This window comes from Luteibacter sp. (assembly GCF_009912395.1).
In the GTDB taxonomy this organism is placed as follows: Bacteria; Pseudomonadota; Gammaproteobacteria; order Xanthomonadales; family Rhodanobacteraceae; genus Luteibacter.
In genome coordinates this window covers 145,503-170,988 of sequence record NZ_WNDO01000002.1, presented here as the reverse complement: position 1 = coordinate 170,988, position 25,486 = coordinate 145,503, and the positions used below count along the sequence as shown (strand labels likewise).

Sequence of the window (25,486 nt, the reverse complement as noted above, 5' to 3'; positions counted from 1 at the left end):
GGTATGCCATGGATACGTCACGCACACTCACCCTGTCGGTCAACGCCGCACATGCCGAACAATTCGGTAGCGACGCGCGCAAGTGCTTCGACAGCGAAGGCGGCCGCATCGGCCGCGCCGAGGACTGCGAGTGGACCCTGCGCGCACCGGGAGTCTCGCGGCTGCACGCGGTCGTCCGCTACGTCGACGACACCTACTTCCTCGAAGATCGCAGTTCCAACGGCATGCTGCTCAACGGCGAACCCTTGCGAAAGGGCCACCCCACGCCATTGAAGGACGGTGACCGTCTGCACGTGGACACCTTCGAGATCGGCGTGGACATCGCCTCCGACGACACCGCCACGGCAGCGCGCCACGATGCGATGGCGACGGCACCCGCGATGCCCACGCCAGCGCTTCCCACGACACCGATTCCCGACGATGCGGAACCGCTGATCCCCGGAACGTCCTCGTTGGGCATGATCGATCCCGCGCTCGATCCCCTCGCCTTCCTCGATGCGGCGCCGGCCATGGCAACGCCGGAACCATCGTTCGAGGACAGCTGGAACCACACGCCCGGCAGCGCGGACCTGTTCCATCCTCCACGGACGACCGGAAGCGGCACATCCGCGCCCACGCTGCCCGAGAACTGGGAACTCACCGGCGTGCCGCCGGCAGAGCCCGAACCGTCCGTCTCCGTCGAACGTGCCACGCCCGAGCCCATCACCGCGCAGCCCACGCCCGATGCACCGCAGGCGGATCTGCATGGCCTGTTCCATGCCGCCATCGACGGCATCATCGATGTCCTGCGGGCACGCAACGAACTGAAGAACACCTTCCGCCTGCCGGTCACGGTCATCCAGCGGTCGGAGAACAATCCGCTGAAGTTCGCGCCGAACGCCCAGGAAGCGGTGAGCAAGCTCCTTTCGCCCGCCAATCCCGCCTTCCTCACCGGCGAGGCCGCGCTCGACGACGCGGTCGAAGACATCCGCCATCACCAGGTGGCGATGCTGTTCGGCATGCGCACCGCCTTCCACGCGATGCTCGAACGCTTCGATCCCGCGGGTTTCGAACCCTCGGCCCCTGTCGGTCGGGCGCCTTTCCGGCGGAAGGAGCAGCCCTGGGACATCTACCGCCGCCAGTTCCAGGCCCTCACCACCAATCCGGACGATTGCTTCCAGCGCCTGTTCGGCGATGTGTTCGCACAGGCCTATGAGGAACAACTCGCGCGCCTGAAGTCCCATCGGCAACACATCTTCGCTCAGGGAGGGACATCGTCATGAGCCAGACCAACAAAGTCGTCTGGAGCGAAGGACTGTTCCTTCGCCCCCAGCACCTGCAACAGCAGGAACGTTACATGGAGCGGCTCGTGGAACTTCGCGCCGGCACCTTGCGTGCGCACGCCTGGGGTTTCCACGACCTGGAGATCGATCGCGACCTCCTGGCGATCGGCAAGCTCGCGATCAGGAGCTGCCGCGGCGTGTTTCCCGATGGCACGCCGTTCGCCATGCCGACGGACGATCCGCTGCCCCCACCGATGGACGTCTCGGCCAACTGTCGCGACCGGACAGTCTTCCTCACCCTCCCCCTACGTTCACCCACCCGCCCGGACAGCGGCTGGCCCGGTGACCCAGCGGAGCGGACGGATGCGCTGCGCCGCTTCCGTGTCCGCGAGACCGAGGTACACGATGCGTCCGGCAGCATGGAGGGAACCACGCCGCTCGAGGTCGGTGGCATGAACGCCCGCCTGCTCACGCAGGACGAACCGTCGGAGGGCTTGCTGCGGATTCCGGTGGCGCAGATTGTCGAATGCCGCGCCGATCGCCATGTGCTCATCGACGACGCCTTCGTGCCAACCGCGCTGGCCTGCCAGGCCTCGCCACGACTCACCAGCTTCCTGTCCGAATTGCTTGGCCTGCTTCACCAGCGCGGCGAAGCGTTGGCCGCGCGCGTCGTGGCGACCGACCGTGGCGCGGCGGCCGAGATCGCCGATTTCCTCATGTTGCAGGTGATCAATCGCTACCAACCCCTGGTCGCCCACCTCGCCGATTCGCCCAGCCTGCATCCGGAAGAGCTCTACCGCGTGCTGGTAATGATCGCCGGCGACCTCGCCACGTTCACCGCGACCGGCAAGCGTGTCGCGGCCTTCCCTGCCTATCGCCACGAATCGCTGAGGGAGAGTTTCGAACCCGTGATCGCCGCCCTTCGCGCCGCGCTGAGCGCGGTGATGGAACAGACCGCCATCGCCATTCCCCTCCAGGAACGCAAGTACGGCGTATGGGTAGGTGTCGTGTCCGATGCGACGCTGCTGGATACGGCCTCCTTCGTGCTGGCGGCGAAGGCCGACCTGCGCGCGGAAGACATGCGCCGGCAGCTCCCGACGCAGTCGAAGATCGGCCCTGTCGAGAAGATCCGCGATCTCGTGAACCTGCAATTGCCCGGCATCGGCGTCTCGCCGATGTCCGTCGCGCCGCGGCAGCTGCCCTATACCTCGGGCTACCTGTATTTCGAGTGCGACAAGCAGTCGCCGATGTGGCGCATGTTGCGTACCTCCGGCGGTATCGCGATGCATTTCGGCAGCGGCTTCGCCGGGCTGGAACTGCAACTGTGGGCGGTGAGGACATGAGCCGATGATGCAAGGCATGCACGACGACGACGCCACGCTGCGCCCCGACGATGACCGTACGGTCATTCGTCCGCGCGCGGATGTTCCCGGCTACGGGGTACTTCCCGTCGACGATCGCATGAGACCGGCCATGCCGACACCGGCACGGGCGGAGCTTGGCGACTTCCTGCGGGGAGGCGCGAATCCGATCGCGCGCGCCGCCAGCCCGCTGTTGATTCTTTCCGTGCAACTGCGGCACAGCGTCGACGTGCCCGATATTCCCCGTCTGCGTGAACAGGCCGTCGCGCAGATCCGACAGTTCGAGAACCACACCCAGTCGCTTGGCGTGCCTGCGCAGACGGTACTCGCGGCGCGATATGTCCTGTGCACCATGATCGACGAGTCCGTGCTGAACACCCCATGGGGCGAGCCGACAGGCTGGTCGCAAAAGACCTTGCTGGTGACCTTTCATGGCGAGACCTACGGCGGCGCGAAGTTCTTCCAGATCCTCGATCGACTGGTGCAGGACTTCTCGCGTCACCTCGACCTGATCGAACTCATGTACACCTGCCTCGCGCTGGGCTTCGGCGGTCGCTACCTCGTCGAACCCGGCGGCCTGGGACGCCTGGCCGATATCCAGGAAGACCTCTATCGGCGCATCCGCGGCCTGCGCGAGGCACCCGCGACCGAACTGGCACCCCACTGGCGAGGCATGGACGACCGGCGCAACCCGTTCCTGCGCCATGTTCCGTCATGGATGATCGTGCTTGCAGCCACCTGTATGCTGCTTGTCGCCTTTCTGTATTTCTCCCATCGCCTGGACGGCCTCGGCGAACCCCTGGGCGGCCGCCTCGCCACCATCGGCGTCGAAAACGCACTGCCGCCCGATGCGCGTCCGCGGACGCCGGTCGCGCGCAAGACACTCAAGCAATTGCTGGCCCCCGAGGAACAGGCGGGCAAGCTCTCGATCGACGAGCAGCCTGACGGGCGCGCGAGCGTACGGCTGGCCGCAGCCGAGATGTTCCCGTCCGGCGGTGCCGATATCGTCGCCGACGAAGTGCCGCTACTGCATCGGATCACCTGGGCGCTCAACCAGGTTCCGGGACGGGTCGTGGTGGTTGGCCACACCGACGACCAGCCCGTGCGCTCGCTGCGCTTCAAGGACAACTTCGACCTTTCCACCCAGCGTGCCCGCAACACGGCGTCCATCCTCGCGACGGGACTGAACGATCCGCGCCGCCTCGACTCCAGCGGCGCGGGGCCGTCCCAACCCGTGGCCACGCCGGTCGACATACCCGCCAATCGGGCACGCAACCGCCGCGTGGAGATCATGTACCTGCCGGAGATCGGCTCGTGAGGGCCCGGTTCGCATGGCTCGCCTCCGCATGGGGCATGTCCCTGATCGGCGTGGCGCTCCTAGGCGTACTCGTCTGGTGGGGCGGTCCCTATCTCGGTCTCGGCGCGAAGCAACCGTTGACCAGCGTCGTCGCGCGCGTGGCCACCATCCTCTTCCTGCTCGTCGTCTGGCTCACCTGCCTGGTCGTAGCGCAATGGCGTGCGCGCCGACGCACGCGCGGATTGACCGAAGCGCTGGCGAAGCAGGACGCACCGAACGCGGCCGACCAGGCCGCGGCAGCAGAGGGCGCGCAACTGCAGGCATTGTTTCGCGAGGCCGTAGATACGCTGCGCAAGACGCGCAAGGGCGGTCGCAACCTGCATGCGCTGCCCTGGTATGCCGTGATCGGACCACCGGGTTCGGGCAAAACCACGTTGCTGCAAAACTCCGGACTCGATTTCCCTCTGTCGTCGAGCAACGGCAAGCGCCCAGTCCGAGGCATCGGAGGCACGCGCCACTGCGACTGGTGGTTCGCCGACGAGGCCGTCTTCCTCGATACCGCCGGGCGCTACACCACACAGGATTCGGAGGCGAGCACCGACGCCGCCGGCTGGGGCGACTTTCTCCGCTTGCTGCGCCGCTATCGACGGCGGCGACCGTTGAACGGCGTGATCGTCAGCATGAGCGTGCCGGACCTGCTGACGCTGGACGAGACGACGCGGCTCTCGCACGTGCGCGCCATCCGTCGCCGACTGGACGAACTGGACGAGCGTCTGAAGATGCGCGTGCCGGTCTATGTCGTGCTGACCAAGTGCGACCTCGTCGCCGGCTTTTCCGAGTTTTTCGACGACCTGGGGCCGGAACTGCGCAGCCAGGTATGGGGCATGACTTTCCCCGTGGCACGTACGGTCGACGGCAGCGCGGCGGCGCACTTCGACGAGGAATTCGAGCTCCTGCTCGCACGCCTGGACACGCGCATCATGGAACGCCTGCACGCCGAACGCAACGATCGCCGTCGCGCCGCGCTGTTGTCGTTCCCCCAGGAAATGGGCGCGCTGCGCGGTCTGGCGACCGCGTTCGTCGGCAGCCTGTTCAACCGCCACCAGTACGGCGCCACGCCGTTGCTGCGCGGCGTGTACTTCACCTCCGGCGTGCAGGAAGGTACGCCCATCGATCGCATGCTCGGCGCCGTGGCGCGGACCTTCGGCGTCGACGCCGCCCGCGTCCCTACACCCGCCGCGCCCCAGCGAAGCTTTTTCGTTGAACGCCTGATCAGGGAGGTGGTGCTGCGCGAATCCGGTTTCGCCGGTGCCGACCCGGCCAGCGAACGACGATCGCTGATTCTGCGCGCGGCCCTCGCCATCGGCATCACCAGCGTGGTGGCGCTCGGCCTGATCGGCCTCGCCACCAGCTATCGACGCAACAGCGCGCATATCGCGGATGTGCGCACGGCGCTCGCGGATTTTCCGCCGGATACGGAAGACCTGTTGCATGCCGCGTCTCTGAAGATCTACCTGGCGCGCAGCCTGCAACGACTGGAAATCCTCAGCGCGGCCCATGACACCGCGATACGCTACGAAGGCGACGTGCCTTGGACGATGCGCTTCGGGCTCTACCGGGGCGCGTCCATGGCGGCGGACATCCAGGATGCCTACCGTCGTGAACTCGGCGCGACCCTGCTACCCGCCGCGGGCGTGCGCTTCCGTGATGGCCTGGCCGCCAGCGCTCGCCAGCCGCAAGAGGTCTACGACTATCTCAAGGGTTACCTGATGCTGGGCGAACCGGCACACCTGGTACCCGCCGAGCTGGCCGCGCTGGCCCGCATCGAATGGCGACGGATCTTTCCCTCCGACCCGGAAGTGCAGAAAGCGCTGGACACCCATTTCACGGCCCTGCTGGAAGCGCCGGTCAAGCCGCGCGCATTGCCGATCGACGACGGACTCGTGGCGCAGGCCCGCGCCACGTTGCAGACGGCCGACGCGTCGGTGCTCGTCTACGACAGCGTGAAGCTACGCGCCGAAGGCTCCGGTGCGCCGCCCCTGCGGCTGGACCAGTCGCTCGGTCTGCTGGGCAACGTGTTCCGCCGCCGCAGCGGGGTGCCACTGTCCACCCCCTTGCCCGCACTGTTCACGCGCCCCCTGTTCGCCGAGGAAGCCGCGCACGGTATCGACGAATCCGTGGACCGCTTCGTCAAGGAAGACTGGGTGTTCGGATCGCACCGGATCGACCCGCTCGCGCGCTCGCGCATCGCCCAGGACGTGATGGCGCTATACCAGCGCGACTACATCAAGGCCTGGGACGACCTGCTCGCCGACCTGGAAGTGCAGCCGGTCACCACGATCCAGGACGCCAGCGCCGCGGCGGCCCGGCTGTCCGGTCCGAGCTCGCCATTGAAGGCGCTGCTGGAACTCGTACGCGACAACACCAGCGACCTGATGCGCGGACCACCCGGCAGTACGGAACCCCACTCGGCGAATGGCGAAAAGGCCGTGGGCGTCGGCAAGCGAATCGCCTCCGATCGCGTCCTCTCGCGCAGCTACCTGCTTCGCGAACTGCACAGCGCGGGTGCCACGATGCCGGGCGAAGGCGGCAAACCCGGGAGTGCTCCCGCCGTCGAGGAACGTCCTGGCGCCATGATCGAAGCGCATTTCGCGGGCCTGAACCAGCTCACCTCGGGCGCCGCCGGCAACGCGCCCATCGATCGCACGATCGGCGTCCTCGATCAGCTGGGCAAGCACCTGCTCACCATGGACAGCTTCGACGACGCCTCCGCGCAAGCCGACCCCGTGCTGCTCGGCGCACGCCAGGAGGCCGGCCAGTTACCGCCGCAAGTCGGCGGCATGTTGTCGAACCTGACCGGCCGTAGCGAAGCGCTGGTGGCCAGCGGCGTGCGGGGCGCGCTCGGCGATGCCTTCCGCCAGGCCGCCGGCAACGACTGCACGCGACTGGTCGACGGCCGCTATCCGTTCCGCCCCGACGGCAGTTCGGACATTCCCGTGCAGAACTTCGCCGAGCTGTTCGGCAATGGCGGACGCTTCGATACGTTCTTCAAGCAGAAGCTCGCATCGCTTATCGATACTGGGGGCGGCACCTGGCGATGGAAGAAGACGGCCGTCGGCGGCCCGCCCGGTCTTCCTGCGCAAGCCCAACTCGCGGACGACATCCGCCAGGCTTACTTTCGTAACGGCCCGCAGCCCGAGGTGGATTTCACGCTGCACGTCGGCCCTCTCCCCGCCGAGCTGGGCAAGTTCACGCTCGTCGTCGACGGACAGCGCCTGGAATCGCCCGGCGAAGACACCGTGGCGATGAAGTGGCCCGGCCCCAAGCCCGGACAAGTGACCCTTTCCGCGCAGGACGCCTCGGGCAACACGTTGCCGGACGTGGACTACCAGGGCGACTGGGCGTGGTTCCATGCGCTCGACGCGGCGAACCTGCAAGCCCAGGGCGACCTGCGGATCGTCGCCCGTTTCCGGGTGGGTGGGCACGTGGTGCCTGTGACCATCCAGCCAGCGAACCTGCGACATCCGTTCGCAGACACCCGCGTTCGCCGCTTCCGGTGCCCTGCATGATCGCCTCCCTTCCGACACGTCTCGGCTTCTTCGGCAAACTGCCTGCGGTGGGCGACTTCGTCCGCCGTGGACTGCCACCCGAATTCCTGCAGGCCTGGGACCCGCATTTCCAGCAGGCCGTCGATACCTCTCGTCGGCGCTTCGGCCAACGCTGGAACGACGCGTGGCGCACGTCCCCGACCTGGCGTTTCCTACTGCCGCCCGGAATGTGCGGCGGCCAGGCCTGGACGGGCGTGATGGGCCCATCGAACGATCGCGTGGGACGCGGATTCCCGATGGTGATGGCGACGCCGTGGCGTGTCGATCCTTCCAGCGTGCGCCAACTGTTACGCGGTGGGCGCTGGTTCGATGCGGTGACCGCGCTGCATCGTCACGCGCAAACCGATCACACGTTCGACGCGGATGCGCTCGCCGAAGCGATCACCCGACTACCCGATTTCTCGCCGCTCGACGCCACGTCCCCTCTCGACCACCTGCCGGGCCACGCCAGCCATTGGCGCCTTCCGCTGCCATCGTCCACCGCGCACGAAGCGACCCTGCACGACGCCTGGCGCCGGCTGGAGGCACGCCCCGGAGGCTGGTGTCTGTGGTGGACCGCCGACCCTACGACAACGCCCACCCTGCTCGCGACGCGAGGCCTGCCTCACGATTACGACGTGTTGCTGGAGTCGGCCCATGCCGCACCGTCAACGCGCAAGACGCACCCATCCCCTCTCCCACGCATCGACGACCCCGGCGAAGACCTTCCCCTTGCGGACATCGATGCTCCCGTCCTGCGCATCGACGAACGTCGCATGACCGTGGTGTGCGCGGACGACGGTGCCGGTCGAGCGGCGCACGCCATCCGGTCGGCGGCGCGCATGCATGCGGGTGTCATCGACGCGCTTCGCGGCGGCCTGCTCGCGTTGCACACCATGCTGCGCCAGCGCGGCGATCACCTCGCCCAACCGCTGGCCGTGGATGGCGCCGTGGTGGCCGCCCAATGGAGCGACGGACAGGCACGACTGCTACGGATCGGCGCCGCCGCCGCATGGCACTGGCGACGGGGGCAGCTGCGCGCCGTGTTCGCCAACGCCCCGGCGCGTAGCGATGGTGGCCTGGACGATCTGCTGTTCGGTCCCGCCGGCTCCATACGCCCGGGGCTGGGCGGCGCGGCGGTGCCGCACGTTGACGAGGCCGTGTGCGCACTGGCGCCGGGCGACCGCCTCATGCTCGTCGCGACGCGCGCGCTCTGCGCCCTGCCCGACGCATGGTTCAGCGATGCCCTCGGCCACGCGGATGCGGAAGGCGCGCGTCGCCGACTGGCAAGCGTCGCGGGCCTGCGTTCGGACGCCACCACCTGGCCCATCGGCGTGATCGACATCCCCCTATGACACCCTCTGTCCGCTCCGCAGGAAAAACCGATACCGGCAAGGTGCGTCGGCGCAACGAAGACGCGATCCTGGTCCGTGACGACCTGGGTCTGTGGGTGGTCGCCGATGGATTGGGCGGCCATGCCGCCGGTGACTTCGCCAGTGGCATCATCGTGCAACGCCTCGGCGCGCTGAACAGGCAAGGCGATATCGACGACTTCATCGAAGCGATCGAAGATACCTTGCAGACGATCAATGCGGACCTGCGCGCCGCAGCGGCATCGCGCAGCGTGGAACTCATTGCATCCACGGTGGTGATGCTGGTCTACGACCGCGACTTCGCGTTGTGCGGCTGGGTGGGCGATAGCCATGCGTATACCTTCCACGACGGCGCCCTGCGCCGGCTCACCCGCGACCATGTGCGCGGCGACGGTGACGGACCGGACGCGGGCGCCCTGACGCGTGCCATCGGCGCCGACGACCACGTGCACGTGGATTGGGTGGTGATGGTGCCCCGCCCCGGCACGCGATTCATCCTTTGCTCGGATGGCGTCAACAAGGAACTGAGCGATGACGAACTCCACGAGGCCTGCCGCCGCCACGACGAGCCGCACCAGTTGCTCGACAACGTGTTCGGCACCGCACTGTCGCGCAGTGCGCGCGACAACATCTCCGCCGTCATCGTGGGGTGGGAACGATGACGCCGGACGATGATGCCACCGTCTTCAAGCCGCTGGCCCGCGATGTCGTGGCCACGGTGGAGCGCGCCAACGAAGGCTTTCTCCTCAACGAGCGTTTCCTGCTGCAGCGTGAACTGGGCCGTGGCGGCATGGGCGTGGTGTACCTCGCCCGCGACGAGCGCAAGGTGGAAGCACGCGATCGCGATCCCTACGTGGCGGTGAAGGTGCTCAACGACGAATTCCGACGGCATCCCGACGCCCTCGTGGCGCTGCAACGCGAAGCGCGGCGCACGCAGCAGCTCGCCCATCCCAACATCGTGCGCGTCTACGATTTCGATCGGCATGGCGACATCGTCTTCATGACGATGGAGTACATCGACGGCAACGACCTGCGCCGGATCATCCGCGAGCAAACCGTCGGCGGCATGTCGCTCGCGCGCGCATGGCCGCTCATCGAAGGCATGGCGCGCGGTCTCCAGCATGCCCACGACAACGGCGTGGTGCACTCGGACTTTAAGCCGGGCAACGTGATGGTGACCCCGGCGGGCATCGCCAAGGTCTTCGACTTCGGCATCGCCCGCGCGGGACGGTCGAGCCACGAGGGGCACGCGGACGATCCGACGGTGTTCGATGCGAGCACGCTCAACGCCATGACGCCTGCCTACGCCAGCCCCGATGTCACGGGTGGCAAACCTCCCATGCCATCCGACGACATTTATGCGCTGGGCTGCGTCATCTTCGAACTGCTGACCGGCACCCATCCGTTCGGCAAGGCCAGCGCCGAGGTCGCGATGCGCGATGGACTGCGTCCGCCGCGGGTGCGTGGACTGCATCGGAGTGCTCGTCGGGCGCTGCGCGACAGCGTGGCGTTCGATCGCTCACGGCGACCGAAGAGCGCGACCGCCCTGATCGAAGCGATGCGCCCGCGCGGCTGGCGCGACCACGCCCGGGGCGGCTTCCTTGCGGCCGCCGCGGTGGCGCTGCTGACGATCGGCATCGCCTGGGCCATCCACCACCAACTCCACCAGCGACGCATGACGATGGCCGTCCAGGCCTTCGCCAGCGAAAGCACGGCCTCGCCGCACGAAGACACCCAAGCGGTGCAGGCGCTGGACCGACTCGACGACGAAGAGCGCGCACGCTTCATCCTCGATCATGGCGAACGCATCGAGCGCTTCCTGCTCGCCCGACTGGACGCCTACCAGCATCCGGCAAGCGGCGGCGAAGACGACGCGGGCATCGACCGGATTTTCGCGCTGCGCGACCGGCTGAAGCTTTTCTCGCCGACCCTCGATGCACGCCGGACCACGATCGAACGCGAACGCAAGGAGCGGCCCAAACCGACGGCGAGCGTCCCCGCCGTCGCCAGTTCGGCACCCGCGCCCGCCTCGCCGCCGGCGACAACCGACGTGGCCGCACTGATCGAAACGGTCCGCCAGGCGGCAGCGGCGGGCGACACGGCCAAAGCCCAGCCCGCACTCGACAAGCTGAGGTCGGCGCAACCGGACAACGGATTCGCCACCGACGAGGGACCGCGCCTGATCGCCGACGCCTATCTCGACAACGCCCACGCGCTGGCACGCCAAGGCCGCTGGCAGGACGCGACCGACATGCTCCGACGGGCCATGAAATGGCCGGGTCGCCGCAACGACGTTCGCGCGGCGGCGGAGCGCTACGACATGGTCGCGACCCTCACCCGTGCGCTGGACGGCACCGACACCGTCATCCAGGACACCGTGGATACCTTGCGGAAGCGCTACGACGCCCTGCGCCGCAGCGATCCGCGCGCGATGCGCCAGCTCGATGCGGATGTCCGCGACACGAAACGACCGGACGCGCCTTCCGTCGACGCCTTGCTGGCGCAACTCCAGACCCGGGCGACCGAAGCCACGCCACCGGCCGTGGTCGGCCAACGGCCTCGCGAAGCTTCAGGGCACGGACTGGCCAAGACGCACGGTGCCGACCCCTGCAATTCCGCCGAGATCGCCGGCACCGGACGCACCTGCGTGGACACCTTGAGCGACGGTGCGCAGGCACCGGCGACCGTCGTCGTCCCGGCCGGCGATGGCATGGCCGCCTTCGCCATTACGCGCGGGCTGGTCTCCACCGCGGCCTTCAACCGCTATTGCGGCGCGACCGAGGGCTGCACGCCGCTTGTCGGCGACACCAACCAGCCCGCCCGGAAGCTGTACCTCGCGCAGGCGCGCATGTACGCCAGCTGGTTGTCGCGCATGTCGGGATACGGCTATCGGCTACCCACCGACGCCGAATGGAAGCGCGCCGTGGCCGAAGGCGCGGACTGCCGCCCGCCGGGCAGTGCGGCTCACGGTCGCGTCCGCAATCCCTGGGGCCTGACCGACGCGGAGGGCCGCTACGGCGAATGGGTGACCGACGCGGCCCATACCGCGGTGCGTGGCGGCGGGGGCGACGCCAGCCTCTGCCGTGCGGCCGCCCGGCAAGACGACCGTGGCTTGCCCCAGGCGGACGTGGGGTTCCGCCTGGTGAGGGTGCTCAAATGAGCGGCGCGGAACAGCGGACCAACCGCGCCCTGCGCCTGCTCGATGGCGACCTGCGCAGCGGACGGACAACACTCGACGACTACCGGCGCCACCGTCGACACCTCCTCGCCCGGCTGCGGGCGAGCCTGGATGCCACGCTCGATATCACCCTGCGCCGTCCGGCGCCGACGGCGCCCTTCGTCATCGACCGCCCCCCGTCACCCGAGCGCCCGGCGCTACGAAACATCGCCGCCTGGACCCTCCTGCTGGTGACGCTAGCAGTCAGCGCGTGGGCCGTCCTTTCGCTGGTCGTCAGCGACTGACCACGCCCCGCCCCTTCTTCCAAGAGACATGGCATGACCGACTTCGACCTCGATACCTTGATGGCCCCGGTGGACGGAGAAACCCCCGCCGGCCCGGACCTGGAATACGACCCCGCCTTCCTCGACCTGGAGCGCGACGCCGCCCCGATGGCCGAGCGCGTCGTCGGCGACAGCGTGAAAGAGGCACGGGACCCCGACTGGGACAAGGTCGCGGCGGAGGCGACCCGTCTGCTCGGACGCTCCAAGGACATCCGCGTGGTGGTGCCACTGATCTGCGCCTGGACCCGAACCGGGGGCCTGTCCGGCTGGGCGGCCGGCCTGGAACTGCTACAGCGCCTGCTCCAGGACTACTGGGCCGAGGTACATCCGCGCCCCGACCCCGAGGACGACAACGACCCCACCGCCCGCGCGAACGCCATCGCCGCCGTGTGCAACCCACAGGCCGCGCTCGGCTATTTCCGGCATGCCACCGTGGTCTCGTCCCCTCGCGTGGGACGGTTCTCGCTACGCGATCTGCGGGTGGCGAACGGCAGCATGAAGATCGATGCGACCGGGGGCGGCTCCGCGCCGAGCCTCGCCGACATCGAGGCCTGCTGCCTGGACTGCCAGGAGGCCGACCTGATCGCCGCCGCGAACGCCGCCGATCGAGCGGCGGTCAACGCCGAGGCCATCGCCTGGGCCGTGGGTGAGCAACTGGGCCTGGCCGCACCCGACCTCCAGCCCCTGCTCCAGGACGCCCGGGAGCTGAAAAGCTTCCTGGACCAGCAGGTGGCCCAACGATGCCCCCAGCCCGCGGCAACCTCGGCAGGCGACGCCCTGCCCGGCGACACCTCCGATCCTGCCCATGCCGGCCGCATCGAGAGCCCGCAGGATGTCTCCCGATGCATCGACCGCATCTGCGACTACTACGCCCGGCACGAACCCTCCAGCCCCGTTCCCATCCTGCTACGCCGGGCCCAGCGCCTGATCGGCCGGGATTTCCTCGCCCTGCTCCAGGACATCGCCCCTGGCGGCATCAACGAATTGCGCGTCCTCGCAGGCGACCCCGACGACTGACCCGCGCCTTACAAGGGCTGGCCCAGACGCGCCTCCAGCAAGGGCCGGTAGGTTCGGCTGACCCGGAACTGCTCCCCGCTGGTCAGGATGACCTTGAACTCCCCATGTGAGATGGGTTCCAGGGCGACGATGCTGTCGAAGTTGACGATCGTCGATCGATGAATCCGGATGAATTGCTGCGGGTCGAGATTGGCCGCAACCTCCTGCATGGACGACCGGTAGATCAACCGGCGATTACCCACATGCAGACTGAGGTAGACACCGGCACTTTCAATGCAATCGACGGCCTCGACCCTGACCAGTTCGGTGCGTTCGAGGGATTTGATGACAAAACGGTCGAGATAACGCGGCGTCGGAGTCGAGGGTGCCATCGATTTATCGGTTCTCGGACGAAAATGGGCGGCCTGGATATCGTTCATTTGTTCCTTCAGTTTTCCGACGGCGAGCGACAAGCACTCGCTACTCAAGGGCTTGAGAACATAATCGAGCGACATCGCCTCCAGGGAGACGATGATCCGCTGATCGCAGGGAGTGAGAAAAAGGGTGGGAGGCATCCGCGCCACCCCGATATGTTCCACGACCAGCATGCCGTCCAGGACGGGCATCTGGGCATCAAGGAAAAGCATGTCCGGCTTGTGCGAGTCGATGAGCTGGATCGCGTCGAAGCCGTCGGTGGCTTCGAATATCTCGCGCACGTCGGGATCCGCACCCAGGTGATCCACGACGCTTCGACGCAGGCAGGCGTCGTTCTCAACGACAAGACATCGCAGCGACCGGTCAATACAGTTATTCAATCAGTGCTCCGTTCCCAGGTTTTACCCCCGATCCCGACCTGCCCATCCTGAGAATCCAGGACATATTCCGGGCCGGACGAGACGAATGACTCACTGCTCCATCTCCTCGATCCAAATTCGCCATTTTTGACGAAATCGAAGCTTAGCGGGTCATTGGACGGGGCAAGGGAATTTGATACGAACCGGTCGGAATGGCGTGTGAAGCGGTCTACGAAGCCACTGAAGCGCAAATAGGCTGAAATAATGTTACGGGCCGCGATGAGAACGTTTACATGACAGGTAAATCGTACGAATCTGCAAGCTGCGTCACATAATTGACCCGGTGGCTTATTGATTTATCCGTTTATGCCCAATTAGCAAAATGCATACGCGTACGCATTGGTACGGATAATCCATTTATATAATCAGCCTAATATCATTCATATTAGTGAAACGCCGATAATCCGACCAGGAGCCGGCGAGGAAGATGAACGGGATTCATCGCATAAGGTGCCGGGGTTGGCACCGCCCTTGCGCCTTGCGCGGCAAGGGTACCTCTTTAAGCGGAGCCGGCGAGGCGCCGGCACCCCGTCAACGCCGCTTCTTGGGGCGGACGTACAGGACCAGGCTGTGGTCTTCGATGACGTAGCCGTGGCGTTCGGCGATCTCGTGCTGGAGGCGCTCGATCTCCTCGCTGACGAACTCAATGACTTTTCCGCTGTCAACGTCGATCATGTGGTCATGATGCTTGCCGCGGTCCAGCTCGTAGACGGCCTGGCCGCCCTCGAAGTTGTGCTTCATCACGATGCCGGCCGCCTCGAACTGGGTCAGCACGCGATACACCGTGGCAAGCCCGATGTCCTCCTGGTGCGCGAGCAGGCGCTTATAGATCTCTTCGGCCGTGAGGTGGCGTTCGTCCGCCTCCTCGAAGACCTGTAGGATCCGCATGCGCGGATGGGTGACTTTAAGGCCCGCCTTGCGGAGCTCTTTGGTTTCCTGGTCCATGGGTTAGACCCCCTCGCGGTGCCATTGGGCGCTTAGTGTATCATCGCAGGCTTCACGAACCGGACGTAACTACGCATGCAAAAGCTGATCCGCACGCTGGGTTTGGCCATGATGGCGACCGCCATCGCAGGCTGCGGCATTGTCTATACCCCCGACGTGCAGCAGGGCAACCTGCTCGACAAGAAAAACGTCGACCAGTTGCAGCCCGGCATGACCAAGCGCCAGGTCCTCGTGCTCCTGGGTACCCCTTCGGTGATCTCGCCCTTCGACAGCAACCGCTGGGACTACGTCTCGACGTTCTCCCACCGCGGCCGCGCGATGACGACCCGCACCCTTACCCTGACCTTCAACAACGACGTGCTCGTGCGTAGCGAAGGCGACTTCTTCGCCCAGGACGCCCAGCAGTTGCTGAAGGATTCGGGCAAGTACAAGACGGACTCGATCAAGGAAACCAAGGGCGACAAGAACACCAGCGCCAACGACAAGAAGTCCGACGACGGTGGCGGATTCAGCGTCGGCGGCAGCGCCTCGTCCGACAAGAACTCCCCGCCGGACAACAACAAGCAGTAAGGCCGACCGCCGCCCCAGGCGGCGCGTCACCCTTCCCGGGAGGCCCTGCGACGGCGGGCCTCCATGGGATCCAGGATCAGGGCACGGTAGATCTCCACCCGGTCGCCCTCCTCCAGCGGCCGATCGGCGGCCACCTTCTTCGAAAACACCCCCAGGCGACCCGGATCGGGCTCGACCCCGGCGGGCAGTCCGGGCAAGGCCCGGGTCACGGCATCCCAGACGGTCGCGCCCACCGGCAACACTAGGGCCACCACCACCTGCCCCTCCGGCCCGGCATAGGCCACCTCCACCGACAACTCAGCCATACTGGCGACGCGCCTCATCGCAGAAGTCGTCCACCATCCGGTTGGCCAGTTGCTGGAACCCCAGCTTCAACACGGAACCACCCAGACCGGCATAATCGAAATCCAGCGCCAGGGAAATCTTGCAACCGGCCCCACCCAGGGCCTGGAAGCTGAACACCCCATCCAGCGAGCGCAGCGGCCCTTCCACGAACTTCATGGTGAGCCGTTCCGGACGCTCCATGGTGTTGCGGGTGGTGAAGTTCTGTTTCATCCCGGCGAACTTGAGATCCAGCCGGGCGACCAGCACCTTGTCGTCCTCCCGCTCGATCACGGTCGCGGCGTCACACCAGCCGAAGCGCTTTGGGTATGCTTCAACGTCGTTGACCAGGTCGAACATCTGCGCGGGCGTGAAAGGCACGATCGCGCTGCGGCGGATTTCAATCACTGGATAGACCTCGTCTTATTTGCCGGCCAACGGACCCGCCGGCCTCGTATCAGGGACCCGATCGACTGATTTTAACGGACATGGCAAAAGCGAAAGCAAAGGACACCGAAAAAGAACGTGGCGGCACGATCGCGCTGAACAAGCGCGCGCGCCACGAGTACCACATCGACCAGCGCTTCGAGGCCGGCATGGCCCTGCAGGGCTGGGAGTTGAAGGCGTTGCGCGCCGGCCGGATCAACTTCGGCGAGGGCTGCTACGCCATCATCGAGCACGGAGAGGTCTTCCTCGTCGGCGCCCAGATCCCGCCCCTCATGAGCGCCTCCACCCACGTGCTGGCCAACGAGCGCCGCACCCGCAAGCTGCTACTCCATCGCGAGGAGATCGACCGGCTCATCGGCGCCGTCGAGCGCAAGGGCTACACCCTGGTGCCCACGGCCATGTACTGGAAGAACAACAAGGTGAAGTGCGAAGTGGGCCTGGCCAAGGGCAAGCAGGAGCACGACAAGCGCAATTCCGACAAGGAACGCGAGTGGGCGATCGACAAGCAGCGCGTCATGCGCTCGCACAACCGCCTGGGCTGACCTGAACGGCCGGACGGCGCCCATTGTGGGCGCCCTGCCCCGGCCATATAATGTGAAGTGTAGATACACCACAGTTTTCCCCGGGGGTGTTTTGGTTTCGACGGGGGTAGTGCGATCTACTGGTGCATGCCGAGGGGGTAGCTTTCCTCGTTAAACCAGCTGCAAAAAACATAGTTGCCAATGACAACTACTACGGTGACAACTCGGTGGCTCTCGCCGCCTAAGCTGTCCGGCCCCTAAAAAAGGCCAAACCCCCGAACCGGTCTTGTGCTCATGCTCGCCGGTGTAGGGTCACTATCATGAGACCGCCGAAAGACCCTCCGTCTGTGGGTCTGACGCTAGATCAATCAGATATGTCCGCCGGTGCGCTTAGCACGCCGTGCTGTCGGCGGACGAGATCTAACGGTGAGCTAAGCATGTAGATCTGGAGATTAAACGCCTTCGGACGCGGGTTCGACTCCCGCCACCTCCACCAATACCGAGAGCCCAAGCATTTGATTGCTTGGGCTTTTTGGTTTTTTGACCCGGCCCGATTGCAGCCCGTTTGGTCCCCAATAGGTCTCCATTGGCCTACACGTGGGCCGGATTTGGGCTGGGTTTTTCGATCACGATCTGTCCTCCAAGCCCTTCGGTTTCCGCGGGGGCAACGGTGGACTTTCCGAGCGCGTGAACCGCCGCCGCGCCTCGGCCAATGCGCGGGGATCGCGTGGCATGTGGTGACGCAGGTAGCGCTCGACAAAGTACTTCGCCCTGGCCTCGCTTCCGGCGTAGCAGCGCATGTCCCGGCGCCAGTCCTCGGTGTGCTTGATCTGCGTGCTCCAGCGACCGTCGCAGGTCTCGTTCACGCAAGCCAGTTCGACGCCGCCGTCGACGGCCTTGGCCCACCACGGCCCGGAGGGTTCGCGATGCGGGCCATACACGGCTTGCTCCCACACGATGGGGAGGTCGAGCGCTGGTGGGTGACTGGGCATGGCGCGCACTCTACGCGCCGGGCGTCTCACCCGAAGCGATGCACCTGGTCAGCGCGGACGAACGGGCGCGGCGGGCTTCGGAAGGGCGGGATGGGGAATGCGCGCAGAAGACATCGCCGCAGCGCCCATAAGGCCGGCGGCGGAAGCGGGCTGCCCTTGCGGCAGCGGCGGGCGCGGGAGAGTGGGAGCGGCGGCCGCGGGGGTCGCCGTGGTGCCGAAGGTCGAGGGGTAGTAAGGGGACGTCGGCATGGTCATCGCTCTGTTAGCGTCATGGGCATGCGTGCACGCGATGCCCTGTTGATTCTGTCGGCGCCGGTACAGGCCGCCGCGGCTGGCCTCGCCGCCGGCGCGCTCGTCTTCGCCGCCGTGCTCGTGCTGACCGCGGGCGTCATCACGTACCCGGCGTGGGCACCGCTTGCTTTCGCTGCTCGTAGACACGCAGGAAAGCACCCATCAGGCCACCGCGCTGATCCTGAAGTTCCTTAAGCACGCGCGTGCGTTCCGCAACCGGTAGCTGGTAGGCCCGCTGGATCTGCCGGTTGTAGTCGGCGACACCGGCCTGAACCTTCTCGCTGAGGCCCGTGTCCTCGTTGCGCTGGCTCAAGCCGCTACTGACTTCGCGATAGGCCGCGTACAGGCTGCCCGGCACCGCGCCGACCTGATACGTGCGGACATCCCCGCGACTGGTGTGCTTCAGGCGCATCGCCGGCGATCCGTCCTGATTCGTCTTCACCGTCATGCCGTCGGCGAATACACCGGCCTCCCTCGCGACGCGCTGCGCGCCCTGGAGGTCACCCTCATCGAGGCGGTCCTGCACCATGGCCTTCACGCGTTCGATCTGGTCGCGGATATCGTAGAACCGATCCGAACGGGCACGGTTGCTGTCAGTCTCCCAGCCGAACGACTTCACGATCGGCAGATCGCGCATCAGCGCTGGCCAGTCGACAGCTACCGACCCGTCCTTCTTCGCCTTGTAATTGCCCGCGAGCATCTTCTCCGCCGACGTCCACGTGCCGCTGGCGAAGCTGCCCAGGCCGCCGAGCATGGTGTTCGACAGGTATTGCAGATCTTCCGGGCTCCAGTCGAGCAAGCCCCGGGCAATCTCCGGCGGACGGTAATCGGGGTCACCACCGCCGGCGCGGTTCAGCGCACGTGCGAGCCACACATAAGGCGCCGCCGTCCCGGTCTTGCCCATCGCCGTGCGCGGCATGTCGTACGGCGCGTAGGGCTGGTCGGCGGTGATGCGTCGACCGAAGTCGTCGCGGTTCTCCGCCAGGTGCAACGGGATCTTGAACAGCTCCGGTGCAAGACCGGTGGGGCCATTGTCCAGTGGGATCGGCGAGAAGGCCTGCAGCATGCCGGCGCCGAGGTCATTGACCAGGTTGCCCTTCGTCGATGGCTCCCGATTGAGGGCGGCTTGCGTGAGGCGCCCGCCGGCGAACACCATGAAGCCGAACTCGTACGGCATCGGCAGCGCGAAGTAGTGGCCCTGGCCAGGCAGCGCGATGATGAGCGATCGCTCCTTCTTCCAGTCAGGGATAGCGTCCCAATCGCTTACACCATCCTCGCCCTTGCGCGACATCAGCAGGGCCGTCTGCGAGCCCTGGAGCGCGGCGATGCTGCCCAAGAAGCCGAGCACTTTCGGATTGCGCATCAGCTGCAAGCTGCGCCGCACACCCTGCGCGCTGGCGTTGTAGAAGAGGTACAGGGTGTTTAGTACGCCTGCCCACTGGCCCTTGCGGTTGAAGTTGACCGTCAGATCCTTGGCATACGCGGCCGCTCGGTCCGCGGACATCCCGCGCTTCCGCAGTGCCACGTACGACGCCAGGCGAAGTGCGTTCTCGGTCGCTTCGTTCGCCAGTTCCACCACGTGCGCGATCGGCTGAAGCGTTTCCAGCGCCTTCCCCGCCGCGGCCAGTGGGCGCAGCTCACCGAGCAGTTCCATGCCGCTGCGGAACTTGTCTTCCAGCGCGCGCGACGTGCTCTCGACGTCGTTGAAATGCACCAGCCCAGTCTTGCCGCCACGTTCGGCGAACTCGCGCGCCCAGTCGTCCATCGACTTCTGCGCGTCGGGCACGCTCGCATCGCCCGGAGCGTGGGCAGCGTCGCGCCACGACGCGCGGAGGGCCGGCAGGTAGTTCGCGGCCGCGTCCGCCGCGGTTGCCGCGCCGTGCTCGGCGGTGAGGCCGGTCATGCCGAGGGTCATGTCGCGCAGGGCGTTGATGGGAGTGAACGCCGGGTTGAACCGCGTGCTCACCGCCGATAGCCACCGATTGAACCGACCCAACGTGTTCACCAGCCACTGTGCTTTTTCCGCGCCGAGGTTCAGCACGGCATCGCGAATGCGCGGATCCTTGAGGCGGACCATGTACGGCTTGCCGTCGTGCATGACCGTCAGCACGTCCTGATCGTTGGTCGGGCGCTTCGGCGCGAGGTATGCCTCACCCGTGGATTCCGAGAACCGCCACTCGAGGTCGACGGGCTCCACCTGCCAGAGATCCGGATTCGGATATTCGGCGGCAAGCTTCAGCACGGCGCGCCCTACCCTCGCCTTCTCCGCCTGGATGATGGCGCGCTGCGCATCACCCACGATTTCGGCGAGGATGTTCGGCGGTGCGACGTTACCGGCGCCGCGGCCCAGGGCGCGCGTCACCGGTTTGCCCTTGATGTTGACGCCGCGGCCGGCGCCCTTCGGCGTTTCCGCTTCCCCTTCCTTGCCCCGCAGAGGCACGTAGTGCTGCCACTGCTTACGCAACTGGGCGGCCAATTGCGGCGTGATCTGGCCCGATCCTTCCAGCGTCGCGATCGTCTGATCCCGCACGCGGTCGACGCGCGCGGCCAGGGCCTGGAGCTTGGGGACATCGGCCGCGCTGATGGTCTGGCCGGAGTACGGACCAGGGGCGCGCCCGGCGAGGATGTCGCGCGCTTCCTGCGTGGTCAGGCCCGAGCCGCCGTCCGGCATGTCCTTGTTGATCGTCGCGATACGCGCATTGCGCTCCGGGGCGTGGCGCGCGTAGAGATAGTCCATGAGCAACTTGGGCGAGACCCCGGCCCCCTTCATGGCCTTCAGCAGTGGCTTCACCGACGTGCGGTCCAGCGCGTCCAGTCGATCCGCCGCGCGGCCGTGCATGAGGTTTTCGAGGCGATACACGTCGGCGTCGTCGGGGATGTCCTGCCCGGTCGTATCTCGGATCGCACCTTCCGCACGCCGCACCGGATCCATCTTGTCGAACAAGCTGGCGATCGCCTTCTGGACCCCAGCGCGCCAGCCCTCGTACTCGGCGGGGTTCCCGCTCCAACCGATCGCGCCCTGGCCATACCCCTGGGCGGCGAGGTGCGACAGGATCGACGTGCGCGCCGCGGCGGCCTGCTGCCGGACCTGCGCCGCGGGTGCGCGCGAGTACCGGATGTCGGGATTGGTCGGATCGTAGGTGCCGCGATTCTCGGTCGCCGACTTGATCTGCCGCGAGTCGAAGGCGATCCACTGACCGGCGTCCTTCACGTGGATGCCGTCATAGCCGTCAGCCTCGAGTCGCCGGCGAACCTGCCGCGCTTCGTCCGGGGAATCGATCGCCTGCAACTGCTCCAGCGTGAACTCGGCGGGCCGCCGGATGGCGAGGTGCGCATCAACCACGCGTTCCTCAGCCGGCACGCCATCGCTCGCGTTTCGCGCGTAGTGCTCGGCCTGCGCGCGGCGCTCGGTGAAGAAGTGCCCGAGCGGCGCCGTGGCATGACCCGTGGCGTGGCCGGAGACATCGTCGCGGAACACCGTGTGGTCCGACGCCGTACCGTGGTACACACGGCGCGGGCGGCCCTCGTCATCGGTCACCCGCGACCCATCGAAGAAGCGGCGGAACGCCTCCGACTCCGGCGGCTCGCTGCGACTGAAGACCGGCACGCCCTCGATGTGCGATGCGCGCCAGTCCTGTACGCCATCCGATTCGACGCGCGCACGCGCGGGGCGTTCGCCGCTGGCAGCCGCGCGAAGCATGTCGCGTGCCGTCCGGCGGATGGCTTCGCTGTCGGACTCCAGCAGGCTTACCGGAATGCCGACACGATTCAGCCCGCGCTTCAGCGCGTCGACGACGCGCGTCACGATGCCGTGGCCAGGCGCGTGCTCCGCGAGATACGCCATCGCTTCCTCATGCAGCGCACGCGCTGGGGTGCCGACGCGCTCCGCATGCTGCCAGGCCTTCACCATTTCCTTGTCGCCCGAAGCGATCGCCCGGTTCACCATGCGGCGGAGGGCCAGGCGATCCGCCTCGGTGGTCAGGCGGTCGTAGCCGTAGTGCAGGCCAGCCTCGTGCAGCACGATGCCGGGAACGTCGGAGAGGTCGCGCACCTGGTCCGCGACGATATAGGCGCGGCCGTCATGGTAGAGACCCTTCACCCCGCGCAGTTCGTCCGCCGATGCCGCCAGGCCTCGGGACACGGCCTCGTCGGTATCGATGACGTGGAGCACCCCTTCCCGTTCGAGTTTGCCGATGAAGCGAGAGCCCCACGCGCGGGTCGCGGCTTGCCGCACCTGGTCGCGCGACGCCGAACCGCCCGCGGCCTCGAGGTCGGCGGAGAACGCTGGGCGCTTCTTGAACGCCTCCCGGAGCTGCGCTATGGTGGGCTCGGACCCCGGCGAACCCTGGGCGTCTGGCGCTCCAGCCAGGCCCCTATCTGCGGCACCGGGGTCTTCCATATCAAAGCCCCGGAAATCATAGAACCGGTGGCCGCCTTCCTGACCCACGCGATAGATCATCTTCACGCCGTAGGTCTTCCCCTCGATCTCCACCGGCACCGCCGCATAAGCGTAGGCGACACCATCGCGCTGGGCGCGATCCGCGGCTTCCTCGATAACGGGAGCGCGTGCCGCGAGTTCCGGCAGCTGACGAATGATGCCCATACGGCGGGGGTCGCGCCGCCCGGTGGAAAGCGACTTCGTGCGTCCCGACGACGAGAACACCACGGGCGTGCCGTTCGGCGCGCTCACCTGCTTGCCCTGCAAGTTGTCGCGGAACCACTGGTTCGCCGCGTGGAACTGCTGGTCGGAGGCTTCCGCCGCGGGTTCCACGTGGAGCGGCGTAATCGGCTCGTTTGCCGGCGGGGGCGGCACGTCGCGGCTGGCAAGGGCGTCGCCACGCGCGACCGGGCTCTCGGCCTCCGGGGCCTGCTCGAGCGATCTCCACCACGGCGCGCCGACGTCCGGCGCGGTGGCCGGCTCGCGAGCGGTAACCGGTGCGGCACTGCCCTCGTCGACGCCGGCGAGCCGGCCGGCGAACTGCCGTAGATCCTCATCGCTATCGATCTTCGACAGGCGGTCCCGCAGCTGACGTGCCTGGTTGTCCGCCGCCATCGCTTGACGATGCGTTTCCTGGGCAGCACGGAGTTCGTTGAGCCGAGCCTCGGCCTGCGCCAGTTCGTTGTCCGTAAGGCTATTGGACTCGGACAGGCGTACGCCCTGCTGACGCTTGGCGTACTCGCCCCGAAGAAGATCTTCCAGTTCACCGGCTTCGTTGCCGTTGGCTTTCGCCGTCGCCTCGTCGAGGCGCTTGCCTGCCAAATCGTCCAACGCGGCGAGACGTCGATCGATAACGGCACCCGCATCCTGCAGTGAAAGTGACTCTGGTCGGACCGCCAGCGGCGTCTCGGGGGGCATGCTTGCTTCGGGAACCGGCGCCACTGCGCCATCTTCCAGCCCCGGTGGGCCTGAACGCGCCGAGCTTTCCCCGGCGGTAGGTGCCGCCGTACCACGCCCTGTGATCGCGTCGTAAGCAGCAATGTCCGCCGCGGCCGCCGAGCGTTCGGCATCGGTGCTCGCGTCTCGCCAGGCTTGCACCAGGTCATCGCGCGTCGCGCCCGTCGGCGCGGGAGGCAGGGCCGGTTCGCGGGGGGCGACGTCGCGCAAGGCGTCCGGCGCGATCGCTGGCGCATCGGCCGCGGCAAGCGGAGGTGCCGACGCAGCGACGGCCTGGTGCGCATCGGCAAGGATCTGGTCGGCGGCCGCGGCACCGGCTTCGGCCGGCCCGCGTGGCGCCCGCAGCAGAGCATCGACGCTGGTGCCATGCTCCTGGGCCACGGCGGCGGCGAGTTGCTGAGCGACGGCATCGGGGACGGCACCGCCGGTCTGCTGCGCGACCTGGCCCATACGCTCGTCGAGATCCTGCCGGGCGACGCCGTCGCGCAGGAAATCCATGCGCTGTCCGAAAGCAATCTGGTCGGCGAGCGATCGCCCCTCGTCCGCCAACGATGCGGTGTGGTGGCCCGGCAACACGCCCAGGGCGGCACCCAAGCCCACAGCCATCGCAGCACCGGTGCCCAAGGGGCGTCCGGTCACGACGTTGTTGGCTTCGTTCGTGGCCTCGCCCACGGCCGCGCCGGATGCTACGCGCGCAGGCAGAGACCAGCGGCCGGCCATGGGCACCAGGTTCGCCGCAGTCGCGGTCGATGCCATCGTGATGAGTTGGTCGGCCGAGACCGGCTTGCCTTCGGCTTCGAGTTGGGCGGCTTCGTTGCCCGCCTGCGTTGCGCCGAGGAATGCAGCAGTGCGTGCCTGCGGGCTGGTAAGCGCAACACGCGCGGCGCCCATGAGGCCGGTGCCGGCCGCCGTCGCCGCCTCTCCCACGCCGCCGCTCAAGGAGCCGAGCGACAGCTGCGACCCGAGGTTGCCGAGGGCCTGCGTGGTGAGCGCGCCGAAACTTGCATCGCTCGCCGGCTGAAGTGCCTGCGTGCGCGCGACTGCCGGTGCCATGACCTCGCGCTGCCACCACTGGCCCGCGTCGGGACTGACGGCCGAGATGCCGCGCCCCATCAATTCGCCAACGCCCGCGTTGACTGCGGCGACGCCCTGGCCAAGCCCGCGCGTCAGCGGGTTGTCGATGAGGTATCCGGCGCCTTCGCCGTAGCCAGCACCATCACCACCGCCGCCGAGCTGCTGTTTCCACCAGTCGCCGGAAAGGAAGGCAGGGCCAGCCGGCTGCGTCGCGGGGTCGAGATCGATCGTGCCATAGCTCGCCGCCGTGCCCTTGCCGAAGCGCGCGTCGAACGCCTGCGCCGGTGCAGCGGCGAGGGCTTGGCCGATGCGGCTCGGCCCGACGAGCGGGCTATCGACGGCTCCACGGTCGGCATAGGCGATCGCGGCGCTGCCACGCTGCAAGGCCTGTACGTCCTGATCGGTCGGGACGGCGGCCGGCTGACCGCTCGCATCGAGGCGTGGCACGTCGTCGATAGCGCCCACCTGCGTGGCACCAGGAGGCAGCGACCCGGGCGACGGCGCACGCGACGCCCAGCCCCAGTCGCCGGCGGCCATGCTGCCGGCCAGGTCGTTTTCCTGCTGCGCGGCACCTTGCTCCAGTGTCGCCCACCACGGGGCACCAGCCGCGACCGGTGCACCGGGCACGACCGGAGGTGGCGTCGGTGCCGGCGCGGGCGCCACGGCGGCGTCGTACTGATCCCACCAGTTCGCCATGGA

General features: G+C 67.2%; 17 protein-coding genes and 1 other RNA gene. 12 read left to right on the top strand and 6 right to left on the bottom strand.

What is annotated here, in order from left to right:
• Positions 1-8 precede the first annotated feature (8 nt).
• Genes tagH through tssA form a run of 9 tightly spaced genes read left to right on the top strand, consistent with a single transcriptional unit; the run spans position 9 to position 13,398 of the window.
• Positions 9-1,262, top strand: coding sequence for a type VI secretion system-associated FHA domain protein TagH (gene tagH, locus GAK28_RS03265; RefSeq protein WP_291775058.1), 1,254 nt, complete (start codon positions 9-11; stop codon positions 1,260-1,262).
• On the top strand, positions 1,259-2,605 hold the full coding sequence (gene tssK / locus GAK28_RS03260) for a type VI secretion system baseplate subunit TssK (RefSeq protein ID WP_291775055.1): 1,347 nt from the start codon (positions 1,259-1,261) through the stop codon (positions 2,603-2,605). The genes tagH and tssK overlap by 4 nt, the downstream gene beginning before the upstream one ends.
• A gap of 16 nt (positions 2,606-2,621) precedes the next feature.
• The gene (gene icmH / locus GAK28_RS03255) at positions 2,622-3,941 is read left to right on the top strand and encodes a type IVB secretion system protein IcmH/DotU (protein WP_291775052.1); all 1,320 of its coding nucleotides are present in this window, start codon (positions 2,622-2,624) and stop codon (positions 3,939-3,941) included.
• On the top strand, positions 3,938-7,489 hold the full coding sequence (gene tssM / locus GAK28_RS03250) for a type VI secretion system membrane subunit TssM (RefSeq protein WP_291775049.1): 3,552 nt from the start codon (positions 3,938-3,940) through the stop codon (positions 7,487-7,489). The genes icmH and tssM overlap by 4 nt, the downstream gene beginning before the upstream one ends.
• Positions 7,486-8,862 carry a type VI secretion system-associated protein TagF gene (gene tagF / locus GAK28_RS03245; protein ID WP_291775047.1) on the top strand — a complete coding sequence of 459 codons (1,377 nt, stop codon included), beginning with the start codon at positions 7,486-7,488 and terminating at the stop codon, positions 8,860-8,862. Before tssM ends, tagF begins: the two co-directional genes overlap by 4 nt.
• Entirely contained in the window at positions 8,859-9,542 is a 684-nt protein-coding gene (locus tag GAK28_RS03240; protein WP_291775044.1) for a PP2C family serine/threonine-protein phosphatase, read from the top strand. The genes tagF and GAK28_RS03240 overlap by 4 nt, the downstream gene beginning before the upstream one ends.
• Entirely contained in the window at positions 9,539-12,040 is a 2,502-nt protein-coding gene (locus GAK28_RS03235) for a bifunctional serine/threonine-protein kinase/formylglycine-generating enzyme family protein (protein WP_291775041.1), read from the top strand. Before GAK28_RS03240 ends, GAK28_RS03235 begins: the two co-directional genes overlap by 4 nt.
• Positions 12,037-12,342 carry a hypothetical protein gene (locus GAK28_RS03230; protein WP_291775038.1) on the top strand — a complete coding sequence of 102 codons (306 nt, stop codon included), beginning with the start codon at positions 12,037-12,039 and terminating at the stop codon, positions 12,340-12,342. The genes GAK28_RS03235 and GAK28_RS03230 overlap by 4 nt, the downstream gene beginning before the upstream one ends.
• Positions 12,343-12,375: 33 nt before the next feature.
• Positions 12,376-13,398: a type VI secretion system protein TssA gene (tssA, locus tag GAK28_RS03225; protein WP_291775035.1), complete on the top strand. Its 1,023-nt coding sequence runs from the start codon at positions 12,376-12,378 to the stop codon at positions 13,396-13,398.
• A gap of 8 nt (positions 13,399-13,406) precedes the next feature.
• On the opposite strand, the gene GAK28_RS03220 is transcribed toward tssA, so the two are convergent.
• On the bottom strand, positions 13,407-14,192 hold the full coding sequence (locus tag GAK28_RS03220) for a LytTR family DNA-binding domain-containing protein (protein ID WP_291775032.1): 786 nt from the start codon (positions 14,190-14,192) through the stop codon (positions 13,407-13,409).
• Between the two features lie 570 nt (positions 14,193-14,762).
• On the bottom strand, positions 14,763-15,176 hold the full coding sequence (gene fur, locus GAK28_RS03215) for a ferric iron uptake transcriptional regulator (protein WP_291775030.1): 414 nt from the start codon (positions 15,174-15,176) through the stop codon (positions 14,763-14,765).
• A gap of 75 nt (positions 15,177-15,251) precedes the next feature.
• Here fur and bamE point away from each other — a divergent pair, with 75 nt between their 5' ends.
• The gene (bamE, locus tag GAK28_RS03210) at positions 15,252-15,746 is read left to right on the top strand and encodes an outer membrane protein assembly factor BamE (protein WP_291775027.1); all 495 of its coding nucleotides are present in this window, start codon (positions 15,252-15,254) and stop codon (positions 15,744-15,746) included.
• A 26-nt stretch (positions 15,747-15,772) separates the two neighbouring features.
• On the opposite strand, the gene GAK28_RS03205 is transcribed toward bamE, so the two are convergent.
• Together GAK28_RS03205 and GAK28_RS03200 are read right to left on the bottom strand one after the other, a co-directional pair.
• Positions 15,773-16,051 carry an RnfH family protein gene (locus GAK28_RS03205; RefSeq protein WP_291775024.1) on the bottom strand — a complete coding sequence of 93 codons (279 nt, stop codon included), beginning with the start codon at positions 16,049-16,051 and terminating at the stop codon, positions 15,773-15,775.
• The gene (locus GAK28_RS03200) at positions 16,044-16,475 is read right to left on the bottom strand and encodes a type II toxin-antitoxin system RatA family toxin (protein ID WP_291775021.1); all 432 of its coding nucleotides are present in this window, start codon (positions 16,473-16,475) and stop codon (positions 16,044-16,046) included. Before GAK28_RS03200 ends, GAK28_RS03205 begins: the two co-directional genes overlap by 8 nt.
• Positions 16,476-16,555: 80 nt before the next feature.
• Between GAK28_RS03200 and smpB the strand changes: the two genes are divergently transcribed.
• Positions 16,556-17,056 carry an SsrA-binding protein SmpB gene (smpB, locus tag GAK28_RS03195; protein WP_291775018.1) on the top strand — a complete coding sequence of 167 codons (501 nt, stop codon included), beginning with the start codon at positions 16,556-16,558 and terminating at the stop codon, positions 17,054-17,056.
• Positions 17,057-17,138: 82 nt separating this feature from the next.
• Positions 17,139-17,531: a transfer-messenger RNA gene (gene ssrA, locus GAK28_RS03190) on the top strand.
• A 130-nt stretch (positions 17,532-17,661) separates the two neighbouring features.
• On the opposite strand, the gene GAK28_RS03185 is transcribed toward ssrA, so the two are convergent.
• Positions 17,662-18,027 (bottom strand): hypothetical protein, encoded by a 366-nt coding sequence (locus GAK28_RS03185; RefSeq protein WP_291775016.1) that lies wholly within the window; start codon positions 18,025-18,027, stop codon positions 17,662-17,664.
• A gap of 391 nt (positions 18,028-18,418) precedes the next feature.
• Complete coding sequence (locus GAK28_RS03180) at positions 18,419-25,483, bottom strand: LPD38 domain-containing protein (protein WP_291775013.1); 7,065 nt, start codon at positions 25,481-25,483, stop codon at positions 18,419-18,421.
• Between the last annotated feature and the right edge of the window lie 3 nt (positions 25,484-25,486).